The sequence below is a fragment of the Catenuloplanes sp. NPDC051500 genome, from assembly GCF_044454585.1.
Classification (GTDB): Bacteria; Actinomycetota; Actinomycetes; order Mycobacteriales; family Micromonosporaceae; genus Catenuloplanes.
Map to the genome: position 1 here is coordinate 143,176 of NZ_JBITDX010000013.1, position 12,357 is coordinate 155,532.

Genomic DNA, 12,357 nt, shown 5'->3' on the forward strand with positions numbered 1-12,357 from the left:
TTCGAACGATCGTGTCCGCGACGTTCGAGGGGATTCACCGCATGCCGGCCGACGACGGCTTTTCCTATCCGGAGACCGGGGCCACCAGGCACGAGCCGCTCCCCGGCGGCTACCGCCACGTCCGGCACGAGCGGGTGATCGGTGCGGGCCCGGACCTCTTCCGCCGCGCCGCCGCCGCGCTGGACGGGTGGGCGGTCCACCGCGGGGCGGGCCTGCGCGTCGCCGCCGACGGCCCGGCGACCGCACCCGGCATCGACGTGCGGCTCGGGATCGGAGTCGGACCGCTGCGCCTGACCGCAGTCTGCCGGGTCATCTACGTCATCCGGGAACCCGGCCGGCACGGCTTCGCCTACGGAACCCTGCGGCACCATCCGGAGCGAGGTGAGGAGTCCTTCGTCCTGAGCCTCGACGACTCCGGCCGGACCACGTTCACCATCACCGCCTTCTCCCGGCCGGCGAGCCTGACGGCCCGGCTGTCCGGGCCGCTCGGCACCGCGGTGCAGGACCTCGTCACCCGCCGCTACCTGTCCGCCATGCACCGGCTCGCCGGCTGACCGGAAACTAGCTAGGACGTGGGCGGGGCCTCGACGAGCGTGCCCGTGGCCGCCAGGCGCCGCCGACGCTCCGTGCCCCACGCGCCGAGCGGGGCGAGGGCGGCGTTGAGGCTGCGGCCGTCGGCGGTCAGGGAGTACTCGACGCGGGGTGGCACCTCGCGGAAGATCTCCCGGTGGAGCAGGCCGTCCTCCTCCATCTCGCGCAGATGCTGGACAAGCATCTTCTCGCTGACGCCGGGGAGGCCGCGGCGCAGCTCGCCGAAGCGCCGGGTGCCGTGATGGTGCAGCTCCCACAGGATCAGCGACTTCCACTTGCCGGTGACCACGTCCATCGCCGCGTCGATGCCACAGATGTACGGCCCGCGCCTGCCCATACTTACCCTCCGGTGCGTACCCCACTATTTAGTGGGTACTTGTCCGGATTGACGGTACTGCCGACGATTGATGCATGTCCACAAGCGTTACCTTCCTGGGCCTGGGCGCGATGGGAAGCGCCCTCGCCTCGACCGCTCTCGCCACCGGCCACACCGTCACCGTCTGGAATCGTGATCCCACACGTGCCCTGCCGTTCACCGGAGCGGCGCCGGTTTCCTGCACGGCGCCGCGATGGTCGCGGCCGAGGGCGTCTCCGCAAGCGAGTTCGCGGGGGTCGCCGCGCCGTTCCTCGCCGCGATGACCGAGGGCCTGGCCGGGTACGCCGCCACCGTCGACGCCCGCGACTATGCGGGCGCCGGGCAGCAGAGCCTGCACTTCACCGGGACCGCGCTGGTGACCCTGCTGCGGGCGAGCGCGGACCAGGGCGTACCCACGGATGTCCTTGATCCTGTGCACGCGCTCGTGGCCCGGCAGATCGCGGCCGGGCACGGCGATCTCGGCACCGCCCGCATCTTCGAAGAACTCAGGAGCACCAGATGAACCCCGCACCGATCACCGTCGTCGGCCTGGGCCCGATGGGCCGTGCGATGGCAGGCGCGCTGCTGCGGGCCGGTCACCCGGTCACCGTCTGGAACCGCACGCCCGCACGCGCGGACGAGTTGGTCCTGGCCGGAGCAACCCGGGCCGCAGGTCCGGCCGACGCGGTCACCGCGAGCCCGCTGACAATTCTGAGCCTTACCGACTACCCGGCGATGTACGACATCCTCGGTGGGTTGCCGGCCGGCGCGCTCGCCGGCCGGGACCTGGTGAACCTCAGCTCGGACACGCCCGCGGCCTCCCGCGCCGCGGCCGAATGGGCGGGCGATCGTGGCGCGCGCTTCCTGACCGGCGGCGTCATGGTGCCGGCACCGGCGATCGGCCAGCCGGGTGCCCACGCCTACTACAGCGGCCCGGAGGAGCTGTTCGCCGCGCACGCGCCGGCGTTGCGGGTGATCGGCGAGACCCGGTACCTGGGCGCCGACCCGGGGCTCGCCCAACTGTTCTACCAGGCCCAGCTGGACGTCTTCCTCACCGCGCTGTCCGCGCTGCTGCACGCCACCGCCCTGGTCACGGCCGCCGGTGTGCCCGCGTCCGACTTCCTGCCGGACGCGATGGGAATGCTCACCGGCATCCCCGACATGGTCGGTGACGGCGCGTCGGTGGCGGCGGCGCTGGAGGCAGGCCGGCACCCGGGCGACCTCAGCACGACGCGGATGATGGGCGCCACGGCGGCGCACATCCTGCGCACAAGCGAGGAGTCCGGCGTCGACCGGGAACTCCCGGCGGCGGTCGCCTCCCATTACGGGCGGGCGATCGCGGCCGGTCACGGCGCCCGTAACTGGACCGCGCTCTACGAGGTGATCCGGGCCAGACCTCAGTGACCCGGGGGTACGACGTGACGCGCGCAGACCCCGACGCCGGCTTCGTCACCCCAGGTACGGCGGCGCGACGCCCCAGCCCCAGTGCGGTACCGGGGCCTTGAGCGCCGGTGACGCGTCAGGCTGGGAGTTCTCGACCGCCAGGCGGGTGCCCCACTCGATGTAGCCCATGAAGGCGGCGCGGAACTCCGGATCGCCGGGCAGGCCGACCTCGTCCGCGGCGTCGGCGAGAATGCTCACCCAGCGCCGGCGCTGCGGCTCGGTGATCGCCTTGCCGACATGGTGGGACAGCATGTGGGCGTAGCCGCCGCGCTCGGTGGTGTAGCGGGCGGGACCGCCGAACACCTCGGCGAGCCACATCGCCACATAGCGGGGGTGAGCCGGATCCATTCCGGCGAAGAGCGGCCCGATCACGTCGTCGACGACCACCTTGTCGTAGAAGCGCTCGGTCAGCCGCTCGAACGCCTCGGCGCCACCTGCCCATTCGTAGAGGCTCGGCACCGCCCGGCCGGTCCCGCGCACGGCGGTCGGCTCGTAATGGCGCATCTCCTCGATCGATTCGATGTAGCCGCGGATCTCGGCCAGGAAGCCGGGGAACAGCTCACCGCGGCGGAAACCCGTCAGGTGGTCGTCCGCCGAGGTCCAGGTGATCCGCAGGATGTACGCGGACGGGTCGTCGGTGCAGCGGCTGAGCTCGTAATCGACGCACTCGGGCGCCTGGGCGAGGAACCGGGCCGCGCGGGTGTAGGCGGACTCGAAGTCCGCGGCGTCACCGGTGATCCGGTAGCGGATGTACTCGATCGTCACCGATCCACAGTAGGCCGTGGTGGCTAGACCACGCCGCACGTCGTGGCGGCAATCAGCGGTAGAGCTTATTCGGAGCGGTCCGTTGTACGCTCCAGCCGAAGGAGGCGGCCGCCGATGCCATCGACAGTTCTGCTGCGGGAACAGTTGTCCCGGGCGGGGATCCGCGACGTCGGCGCCGTCACGCCGGTGAGCGGTGGGCTCGCCGCGATCGCCGCGATCGTCGACCGCACGGACGCGCCGCCGGTCTTCGTCAAGACCTTCGCCGAGGCGGTGGACGGCGACGTCTTCATCGCGGAGGCCGCCGGGCTGGCGGCCCTGCGGGAGATCGGCGGGCTCACCACTCCGGACGTCGTCGTGGCCGGCCACGAGGTGCTCGTGCTGTCGCTTCTGCACCCGAGGCCACCCGACGAGGACTTCTGGGAGCGGTTCGCCCACGCGCTCGCCCACCTGCACACGAGCACCACCCACCCCCGCTTCGGATGGCACCGGGACACCTGGCTGGGCCGCCGCCGGCAGGTCAACACGTGGTCCGGTGACGGCTTCGCCTTCTTCGCCGAACACCGGCTGCTCCGCTGGCTGAGCGAGCCGCGCGTCGAGGCGGCGCTCGGACCCGCCGACCGGGCCGCGTTGCAGCGGCTGTGCACCCGGCTCCCCGAGCTGCTGCCGGACCGGCCGGCCTGCCTGACCCACGGCGACCTGTGGGCTCAGAACGTGCTGGCCACCGCGGACGGGCAGGCGGCGGTGATCGACCCGGCGGTGTCGTACATGTGGGCCGAGGTGGACCTGGCCCATCTCTGGACCACGGCGCCGCCGCCGGAGTCGCGCCGGTTCTTCGACGTCTACGCCGAGCTGACCGGTCTGGACCCCGGCTGGCCGGCCCGCATGCCGATCATCCAGCTCCGGCAGCACCTGGCGGTCCTGGCCCAGTTCGACGACGACTGGGGCGCCGCCGAGACGATCCGGGCCACGCTGGCGCCGTTCCGGGCGAGGGCCTGACCGGGCCGCGGCCGGGCGGGGGTGGCGCACGAGAACGTCACGACCGGCGAGCCGGAGCCGGAGAGCCCGGACCGCTACTCGGGCGGTCGACCGGGAGGGGCCGCGGTAGGGCTGGCGGGCAGGCGCTGACGTCGCTCCGCAGGCGGGTCGCGGTCCCGTCGATCGCGCGGCGTAGCCGTTCCTCCCCGGCGGGGATGGCGCGGTCCGGATCACATGGCGACGACGGAGGTCTTTCCGCCGTCGACTGTCAGTACGACGCCCTGGATGTAGGAGGCCCGGGGTGAGGCGAGGAAGCGGATGGCCTCGGCCACCTCCTCGGGGGCGCCCCCACGCCCGGCCGGCACGCTCGTGAGGTAGCCGCCGTACATGTCCCGCATGTGCTCGTTGACCCTGGTGAGGATGTACCCGGGGTCGACCGAGTTGACCCGCACACCGCGCGGGCCGTACTCGGCGGTCCAGGACTTGGTGAGCATGGTGAGCGCGGCCTTCGCCGCCTGGAACGCACTGGTCCCGGAGGCCGCCATCCGGCTGCTCAGGCTGCCGACGTTGACGATCGCCCCATGTCCGCGGCCGGCCATCGCGGGTGCGAACGCGCCCGCCAGGATGTACGGGGCCTTCACGTTGAGGTTGAACGCGGCGTCGAACATCTCCACGGTGGTGTCCTCGGTCGGCACGAAGGCGCCGCCACCGGCGTTGTTGACAAGGATCTCCACCGGCTCGTCACCGACGGCCTCACGGACCTTTCGCACCAGGCCGAGCACCTCGTCGGGCGAGGCCAGGTCGGCGACCATGCTCACCGCCCGCCCGCCGGACTCCTCGATCAGCCGGGCGGTCTCCGCGGTCCGGGCCGGGTCCCGGCCGCACACCACTATCGCGTAGCCGTCCTCGGCGAGTTTCAGGGCCGTCGCCTGCCCGATCCCGCTCGACGAGCCGGTGACGAGTGCCCAGGAGCCGGGCGTGTGCGCAGTCGTATTCACAACCAGGCACCCTAGGAACGGCCTCGCCGCGGAGTCCTGCACGAGCGCGCCAGGCAGCCTGGAAGAATCGCGACAACGATTGGCGGACATCTCATGATTGGTACGGATGTCGGCTTCCTCTCGGTGGACAACCGGAGGGAGGGTGACTTCGGTGACGTCGCGGCGGCGTGGCAGCAGCGCATGGGCGACAGGTTCGCCATGCCGTCGTTCGCGCCGGCGACCACGTCCGGCTTCCGGGCGAAGATGGACGCGTTGCGGCTGTACGACGTCGTCTACAACTCCATCGACACGGTGTCCGCGATCCAGACGACCGGCTTCGCCACCACCAGGGATCTGGTACGGGTGTGGATCGTGCGCCGGGGCGCCTGGCTGCTCGGGGACGCGCACGGGACGGAGCAGCGGGTGACCGCCGGTCGCGTGCTGGTCAGCATCGGGCCGATGACCCACCTCATCGCGGAGCCCGGCACCCGCACCGACCTGCTGGTCCTGCCCACGCCCACACTCGGCGCCCGGCGGCGTTCCGCGGCCGGCTCCGCGTCACAGGCCGAGGTGCGGCTGCTGCTCGCGCACGCGACAATGGTCCGCGAGTGCGCCGGCGAGCTGGGATCGGCAGGTCTGCACGCGGCCCGGAACACGTTCGTCGAACTCGTCCGCGCGGTGACGGACGGCGGCGTGGACGCGGTCGAACCCCGGTTGACGCCGGCTCTGGCGCGGGCCGCCCGCACCCTCGCGGACCAGTTGATCACCCACCCCGGCCTCTCGCCGAGCCTGCTGGCACGGGAGTTGAACGTGTCCGTGCGTACCCTGCAGCGGGCGTTCGCGGCCGAGGGCGGTTCGGTGGCCGGCTACCTCCGGGAACGGCGGCTGGCCGAGGCGCGATCCGCGCTTGCGGCCACCGGCACCCGGCTCGCGATCTCGGACGTGGCCGCACGGTGGCAGTTCGCCGACGCCAGCCACTTCACCCGGGAGTTCCGGCGCCGGTACGGGCTGACGCCCGGCGAGTTCGTGCGACAGCGGCAGAGCAACGGCCGGCCCGGCGTCCCACCCGCCCATGACGCCCCCGTGAGCGCCGCCGGCCTGATCCGGCGTCCCACCCCGCCTGAATCGGCGGGTGGGGACGCCGTACCCCCTCAGCCTTTCCCGATTCCGCTTGTGAGGCCGCTGACCAGCTGACGTTCGGCGAGCGCGTAGCAGATCAGGGAGGGAAGCATCGCCAGGGTGACGTAGGCGAGGATGCGTGCGGTGTCGGCCGAGTACTGCGACTGGAACTGTTGCACGCCCAGCGGCAGCGTCCACAGGCGCGAGTCGTTGAAGACGATCAGCGGGAGCAGGTAGTTGTTCCAGCTGCCGACGACCGCGAGCACCGAGACGGTGCCGATGGCGGGGCGCGACATCGGCAGCAGGATGCGCCAGAAGAACCGGGCCGGGCCGCAGCCGTCGAGCACCGCCGACTCCTCGACCTCGGCGGGGATGCCGCGGAAGAAGCCGCGCAGGATGACGATGGTGACCGGGAGCCCGAACGCGGCCTGCGGCAGGATCACGCCAAGCGGATTGCCGAGCAGGTTCATCTCCCGCAGCAGGACGAACAGCGGCAGGATGGCGACGGCGAACGGGAACATCAGCCCGATGGCGAAGACTGTGAACAGCAGCTCGCGGCCGGGGAACGTGTAGCGGGCGAAGATGTACGCGGCCATCGCGCCGATCACGACGACGAGCACCGTGGTGACGATCGCGACGAGCACGCTGTTGCCGGCCTGCCGCCAGAACGTCCCGGACCCGAGGATCTCGGTGTAGTTGCCGGGCACCCACGGGTCGGGCAGCCCGAACGGGTTGGTGAACAGCTGCCCGTTGTCCTTGAACCCGCCCAGTACCCCGAACACGATCGGCACGATGACTGCGGCGCCGGCCAGCAGGGCGGCCAGGTGCAGTGCGCCGTGTCGTGCCAGGCGTGCGCCGTCGGCGTGGCTCATCGCCGGCCTCCCATCGTGGTGAGGGCGCCCTCGAGGTCGCGCCGCAGGACGAAACGCTGGTACAGCAGGCCGAAGACGAGACTGATGCCGAAGATCGTCATGCTGATCGCGCTCGCGTAGCCGACGTGGTACCGCTTGAAGCCCTCCTGGAACATGGTCACCGCGAGCGTCTCGGAGGAGCGGATCGGGCCGCCACCGGTGAGCACCCAGACCATGTCGAAGAGCTGGACCGTGCCGAGGATGGACAGGAACACGCTGATCCGGATGGTCGGGCCGAGCAGCGGCAGGGTGATGTGCCGGAACGCCTGCCACGGGCTCGCGCCGTCGGACGCGGCCGCGTCGTGCAGTTCCGTCGGGATGCCCTGCCGGGCCGCCAGGTACAGCAGCGTGTGGAAGCCGAAGTACTTCCAGGAGATGACCAGGAACAGCGTGTACATCACGGTGTCGGTGTCGGCGAGCCAGATCGCGCCCAGATCGCCGAGGCCGATCAGCCGGGTGACGTGATTGGCCAGGCCCTGGTTCGGCGAGAAGATCATCGTGAACAGGACCGCGGTGACCACCTCGGACAGCACGTAGGGCGCGAAGAACACCATGCGGTACGCCCGCCGGCCGCGCAGCGGTTGATGAAGCAGCATCGCCAGGGCCAGCGAGATCGGCAGCTGGATGACGAGGGACAGCCCGACGAGCAGCAGGGTGCGCCGCAGGTCGCCGGCGAAGACCTCGTCGGCAAGCAGTCGCCGGAAGTTCTCCAGGCCGGCGAACTGGGTGGGTACGCCGAAGCCGTTCCAGGTGAAGAGGCTCGCGTACCCGGCGACCACGATCGGCGCCAGCACGAGCAGTCCGAACAGCACGAGCGCGGGCGTCAGGAACAGGGCGATCGTCGGCCAGGGGCGACGCCGGCGGCGCGGCGGGGTGCGGGGCGGGGCGAGGACCTGTCGTTCGGCGGTGAGCACCGGCCGTCAGCCCTGCTTGGCCACGGTGGTGATGGCCTCGGTGACCTTCTCCGGCGTCGCCTGACCGGCCAGCAGCTCGGCCACGCTGTCGTTCACCTGCTGTCCCACGGCGGGCGCGAAGGCCTGGTCGAGGTAGAGCTGGAAACCTGTCGAGGCGGCGAGCGTACCGGCCACCAGCTTGAGGTTGGGGTCGGTGACGGCGTCCTGCGCGGCAGCCACCACGGGCAGTACACCCGCGGTCTTCGCCTCGATGCGGGCGTTGTCCGGCTGGGCGATGTACCTGAGGAACTCGATCGCCGCGGGCGGGGCGTTCCTGCCGACCGCGAATCCGCCGCCGCCGCCGAACGCGTCGGTGATCCGCCCGCGGCCGCCGTCGACCGCGGGGAACGGGAAGAAGCCCAGCCGGTCGCCGAGCCCTTTCTTTCCGGACGAGGAGTCGTTCTGCACGGTCGGCGCCCACTGGCCCATCAGCTCCATGGCCGCCTTGCCGTTGCCCATGGTGGCGGCCTGCCCGTCCGCGGTGGAGTAGCCGGCGGCCAGGAACCCGGTCTGGAACGGGTCGAGCGCGACCAGTTCGGCCAGGCGGGCGCCGGCGTCGACGAAGCCCGGCGCGGCGAAGCTCCGGTCGGCCGCCGCCTGTTGCAGCAGTTCCAGCCCGCCGATGCGCATCGCCAGGTACGCCCAGTAGTAGTGCCCCGGCCACTTCTCCTTGCCGGCCAGCGCGATCGGGGTGATCGTCGCGGCCTTGAGCCGGCGGGTCACGTCGAGCAGGCCTGCCCAGGTGTCCGGCGGTGTGCTCACCCCGGCCCTGTCGAAGAGTTCCTTGTTGTACCAGAAGCCGACCATGCCGGTGTCCACCGCGGATCCGTAGATCTTCCCGTCGATGGTGTACGCGTCGAGCGCCGTCGGAATCAGCGTGTCGCGCCACCCGCCGACGTCCGCGGTGAGGTCCTTGATCATGCCGGCTTCCGCCTGCTGGGCGAGGACGCCGCCGCCCCAGGTGTGGAAGATGTCGGGCGGGTCGCCGGCCTGGATGTTAGTGGTGAGCTTGGTCTTGAACGCCTCGTTCTCCAAGGCGGTGATCTCGATCGTGGTGCCGGGGTGGTCGGTCTCGAACCGGCGGGCCATCTGCGCCCACTCGCTGAGCATCGGGTCGGTGTTGGCGATGTGCCACCACCGGATCTTCCCGCCCCCGCCGCCCCCGCCGTCGCCACCGCATCCGCCCAGCAGCAGACCCGCGGCGCCGGCGCCGGTCAGGCCCAGCAGCGACCTCCGACTGAAACGCGCCATTGAAGGTTCCTTTCCGAAAGAACGAATTGAAGGGGATACCGAAAGTTTCGCTTGTCGGCCGAAATTTACGGGGCCGTTCAGCGCACGCTACGACCCGTTGATCGATGGGTCAAGGGCCGAGTTCGCACTGCCAGATACATGCGACTTGTGGATCACACCCCCCATAACACCTTTTCGGCGGTACGTTATGGCATTGGTGTTCATGAATTGCAAACCAGAATATTTCGGCTGTTCCGGAACAGCCGGGCACCACGCCCGGCCGGTGAGTCCGGTGGATGACGCCGAACCGGGGAGGCCGGGCCATGGAATACACCCGCCTGGGCCGCAGTGACCTGTCCGTGTCCCGGCTCCTGAATGCCGGCCCGACAGAGATCGGAGACCGTTGATCAGTCCCGGGGGCTGAGGGCGGCGCGGAGTCGCTGCACGGCCGAGCTGGGGGCCGCGGATGCCCAGATGACGAACAATGGAAGGTGGAAGGCGTCGGCGAGTGGGAGGTCGACGATCCGGCCGGTGCGTTGCCAGCCTTCCGGTGCGATCGCCACCGCGCCGAGGTCGGGCAGGTCGCTCAGCGCCAGGGCCATGCCGCTTGTGGGCGACAGCGTGGGACGCACGTCGGCCCCGGCGGCGCGGATGCGCCCGACGATCAGGTCGGTGAGCGGTGTGCCGGGCGCGTTCCAGGTGAGGAGGCGCTCGCCGTCGAGTTCTTCCAGCGTGACGGGGGTCGTACGCGCGGCGAGGCGGTGGCCCACCGGCACGTACAACCGGGCCGGGGCAGTCCTCAGTTCGGCGTGTTCCAAGGACGGCAGGTCAGGCACGAACCGGACGACTGCCAGTTCGATCTCCCGGGCGAGTAACGCCTCCGCGGCCTTGCCGGGACGCAGTTCGCTGAGCTCTACGGAAAGCCCGGACGTGTCGCCGCGCAGGGCCAGCACCACAGCCTCACGTTCGTTCGGGCCGAGGGCGGGCGAGACGCCGACCCGGACGGTGCCGACGCGGCCGTCGCCGATCTCCCGGGCGCGATCGACAGCCGAGGCGGCGAGCAGCAGGAGCTGCCGTGCGTCCTGGACGAGCGACTCCCCCGCCGCCGTGAGCCGCACCGTGTGGGTCGACCGCTCGAGGAGAGCGACCCCGATCTCCTGCTCGAGCTGCCGGATCACCTTGGAGACGGCCTGCTGGGTCATGAACAGCCGCGCCGCCGCCCGGGTGAAGTTCAGCTCATCGGCCGTGAGCACCAGGACCTGCAGTTGTCTCAGCTCAGGCACACGTACCCCCGGCGGTTGTGACTTCATCTCTCATCGTCGTTTCCGTTCCTTTCCGGTGCCTCACATGCTTGTACAGAAGCGAATCACCGCCTCCCCGAATGAGAAAGCAGACCTCAGATGCCCGCATACAGCCTTACCGAAGTGACGGTTCTCGACGGAGAGGGCGCCGGGAAATACGCGGAGATCGCGCAGTCCTCGATCGCCGCCCACGGTGGGACGTTCCTGGTGCTCGCGGCAGAGGCCGCGGTTGTCGAGGGCGACTGGCCGCCGGACACGCGCGTGGTCATCATCGAGTTCCCCGACATGGCACGGCTGCGCACCTGGTACGACTCCGCCGAGTACGCCCCGGCCCGGGACATCGCCGCCACCGCGCTCGACCGCCGGCTGGTCTTCCTGGACGGATTCACCGCACCCGCCCCGGCCCCCGAGGCCCTGGTGCGCCGCTTCTACGGAGCGATGAGCAGCGGAGACACCGATGACGCCGCCGACTACCTCGCGGACGACTGGCAGGACATCCCGCTTCCGCCTGGTACGCCGGCCGGAATCGACGGGTTTCGGGGCACCGTGGCGTTCCTGAGGTCCGCCTTCGCCGACCTCAGGGTGGAGATCGAGGACGTCATCGTCTCCGGCGACCGGGTGGCGGTTCGCGTCCTTGCCTCCGGAACACACAAGGGCGAGATCCTCGGGATCGCCCCGACCGGCCGTACCGTCGCATTCCGCGCGTTCGACTTCCACCGCATCGCGAACGGGAAGATCGAGAGCAGCTGGCACCTGGAGGACTTCTTCTCCCTCCGGCTTCAGCTGGACGCCGAGTAATGAGCGACGACCACGCGGACCACGTCATGGGCGCCATCGCCGCCGGGCTGGGCCGGCTGCCGCGCTCACCGATCATGCACTACCCGTCGGAGCGAGGGCTCGCTTTCGAGGACGTCACGTTCCCCTCGGCGGACGGCGTGCCGCTCGAGGGCTGGTACATACCGGCTCCCGGGTCCGGCAAGCTCATCATCGTCAATCATCCGATGTACTTCACCCGCTCGGGACTGCCCACCCACCTCGAGCCGTGGAAGTCGATCTGGGGGCCGAGCGGCAACGACATCGAGGTCGACTTCACCCACGACCTGGCCATCCTGCACGCGGCAGGATACAACGTCCTGACCTACGACCTGCGGAGCCACGGACTGAGCGGCACCGGCAACGGCGGCATCGCGTCGTCCGGGATCTTCGAGGCCCGCGACGTGCTCGGCTCGCTGACCTATGCCGCGAGCAGGCCGGATACCCGGGAGATGCCGATCGGACTGTTCAGCCGCTGTCTGGGCTTCAACGCGACGCTGTACGCGATGACGCTCGACCCCGCGGCGTTCGCGAACGTCCGCTGTCTCGGCGGACCGCAGCCGGTCACCGAGGAGATCATCCTCAGCCGGGTTCTCGCCGTGGCGGGCGTGGAAGGAGACCGACGCGACGAGCTCGACAGGCGTGTGCGCCTGGCGACGGGCATCGCGCTCGCCGCCCGCGATCCCCGGGTCTGGGCCACCGGGTGCCGCATCCCGACCTACGTGTACCAGGTCCGGGACGACGTGCTCACCGTACCCGCGGACGTCCAGACGATCTTCGACAACATCCCGGTCGCCGACAAGCAGCTGAGCTGGATCGAGGACTCGACGCGCCGCTGGGACGGCTACCTCGAGTTCCAGCGGCGGCCGCAACCGCTTCTCGACTGGTTCGCCGGCCATCTCTAGGCGCTGGATCGACGTGGGG

The 12,357-nt window shown here is 70.6% G+C and carries 15 protein-coding genes; 8 read left to right on the top strand and 7 right to left on the bottom strand.

What is annotated here, in order from left to right; genetic code table 11:
• The first annotated feature begins 11 nt into the window (after nt 1-11).
• Entirely contained in the window at nt 12-554 is a 543-nt protein-coding gene (locus ACIA8K_RS25530) for a DUF1990 family protein (RefSeq protein WP_396063428.1), read from the top strand.
• 11 nt (nt 555-565) lie between these two features.
• On the opposite strand, the gene ACIA8K_RS25535 is transcribed toward ACIA8K_RS25530, so the two are convergent.
• The gene (locus ACIA8K_RS25535) at nt 566-928 is read right to left on the bottom strand and encodes a winged helix-turn-helix transcriptional regulator (RefSeq protein ID WP_396063430.1); all 363 of its coding nucleotides are present in this window, start codon (nt 926-928) and stop codon (nt 566-568) included.
• A 110-nt stretch (nt 929-1,038) separates the two neighbouring features.
• Between ACIA8K_RS25535 and ACIA8K_RS25540 the strand changes: the two genes are divergently transcribed.
• Genes ACIA8K_RS25540 through ACIA8K_RS25550 form a run of 3 tightly spaced genes read left to right on the top strand, consistent with a single transcriptional unit; the run spans nt 1,039 to nt 2,350 of the window.
• Nucleotides 1,039-1,230 (top strand): hypothetical protein, encoded by a 192-nt coding sequence (locus ACIA8K_RS25540; protein WP_396063537.1) that lies wholly within the window; start codon nt 1,039-1,041, stop codon nt 1,228-1,230.
• A complete protein-coding gene (locus tag ACIA8K_RS25545; RefSeq protein WP_396063432.1) occupies nt 1,161-1,469 on the top strand; it encodes a hypothetical protein in 309 nt (102 codons plus the stop codon). Before ACIA8K_RS25540 ends, ACIA8K_RS25545 begins: the two co-directional genes overlap by 70 nt.
• The gene (locus ACIA8K_RS25550) at nt 1,466-2,350 is read left to right on the top strand and encodes an NAD(P)-dependent oxidoreductase (RefSeq protein WP_396063433.1); all 885 of its coding nucleotides are present in this window, start codon (nt 1,466-1,468) and stop codon (nt 2,348-2,350) included. The genes ACIA8K_RS25545 and ACIA8K_RS25550 overlap by 4 nt, the downstream gene beginning before the upstream one ends.
• A gap of 45 nt (nt 2,351-2,395) precedes the next feature.
• On the opposite strand, the gene ACIA8K_RS25555 is transcribed toward ACIA8K_RS25550, so the two are convergent.
• The gene (locus ACIA8K_RS25555) at nt 2,396-3,154 is read right to left on the bottom strand and encodes a group II truncated hemoglobin (RefSeq protein ID WP_396063434.1); all 759 of its coding nucleotides are present in this window, start codon (nt 3,152-3,154) and stop codon (nt 2,396-2,398) included.
• Between the two features lie 114 nt (nt 3,155-3,268).
• Between ACIA8K_RS25555 and ACIA8K_RS25560 the strand changes: the two genes are divergently transcribed.
• Nucleotides 3,269-4,150: a fructosamine kinase family protein gene (locus tag ACIA8K_RS25560; protein WP_396063435.1), complete on the top strand. Its 882-nt coding sequence runs from the start codon at nt 3,269-3,271 to the stop codon at nt 4,148-4,150.
• A 209-nt stretch (nt 4,151-4,359) separates the two neighbouring features.
• Here the strand turns inward: ACIA8K_RS25560 and ACIA8K_RS25565 are convergent, their stop codons facing one another.
• Entirely contained in the window at nt 4,360-5,127 is a 768-nt protein-coding gene (locus ACIA8K_RS25565) for an SDR family NAD(P)-dependent oxidoreductase (RefSeq protein WP_396063436.1), read from the bottom strand.
• A 93-nt stretch (nt 5,128-5,220) separates the two neighbouring features.
• Here ACIA8K_RS25565 and ACIA8K_RS25570 point away from each other — a divergent pair, with 93 nt between their 5' ends.
• Nucleotides 5,221-6,300, top strand: coding sequence for a helix-turn-helix domain-containing protein (locus ACIA8K_RS25570; RefSeq protein WP_396063437.1), 1,080 nt, complete (start codon nt 5,221-5,223; stop codon nt 6,298-6,300).
• Here the strand turns inward: ACIA8K_RS25570 and ACIA8K_RS25575 are convergent.
• The 4 genes from ACIA8K_RS25575 to ACIA8K_RS25590 form a co-directional block, all read right to left on the bottom strand.
• Nucleotides 6,258-7,097, bottom strand: a complete 840-nt coding sequence (locus ACIA8K_RS25575) for a carbohydrate ABC transporter permease (protein WP_396063438.1) — start codon at nt 7,095-7,097, stop codon at nt 6,258-6,260. The genes ACIA8K_RS25570 and ACIA8K_RS25575 overlap by 43 nt on opposite strands.
• Nucleotides 7,094-8,050 (bottom strand): carbohydrate ABC transporter permease, encoded by a 957-nt coding sequence (locus ACIA8K_RS25580; RefSeq protein ID WP_396063439.1) that lies wholly within the window; start codon nt 8,048-8,050, stop codon nt 7,094-7,096. Before ACIA8K_RS25580 ends, ACIA8K_RS25575 begins: the two co-directional genes overlap by 4 nt.
• A 6-nt stretch (nt 8,051-8,056) precedes the next feature.
• Nucleotides 8,057-9,340, bottom strand: a complete 1,284-nt coding sequence (locus ACIA8K_RS25585; protein WP_396063440.1) for an extracellular solute-binding protein — start codon at nt 9,338-9,340, stop codon at nt 8,057-8,059.
• Between the two features lie 386 nt (nt 9,341-9,726).
• The gene (locus ACIA8K_RS25590; RefSeq protein ID WP_396063441.1) at nt 9,727-10,602 is read right to left on the bottom strand and encodes a LysR family transcriptional regulator; all 876 of its coding nucleotides are present in this window, start codon (nt 10,600-10,602) and stop codon (nt 9,727-9,729) included.
• Nucleotides 10,603-10,719: 117 nt separating this feature from the next.
• Between ACIA8K_RS25590 and ACIA8K_RS25595 the strand changes: the two genes are divergently transcribed.
• Both ACIA8K_RS25595 and ACIA8K_RS25600 read left to right on the top strand, forming a co-directional pair.
• Nucleotides 10,720-11,418 (top strand): ester cyclase, encoded by a 699-nt coding sequence (locus ACIA8K_RS25595; protein ID WP_396063442.1) that lies wholly within the window; start codon nt 10,720-10,722, stop codon nt 11,416-11,418.
• Nucleotides 11,418-12,338, top strand: a complete 921-nt coding sequence (locus ACIA8K_RS25600) for an alpha/beta hydrolase (RefSeq protein WP_396063443.1) — start codon at nt 11,418-11,420, stop codon at nt 12,336-12,338. Before ACIA8K_RS25595 ends, ACIA8K_RS25600 begins: the two co-directional genes overlap by 1 nt.
• The last annotated feature ends 19 nt before the right edge of the window (nt 12,339-12,357 follow it).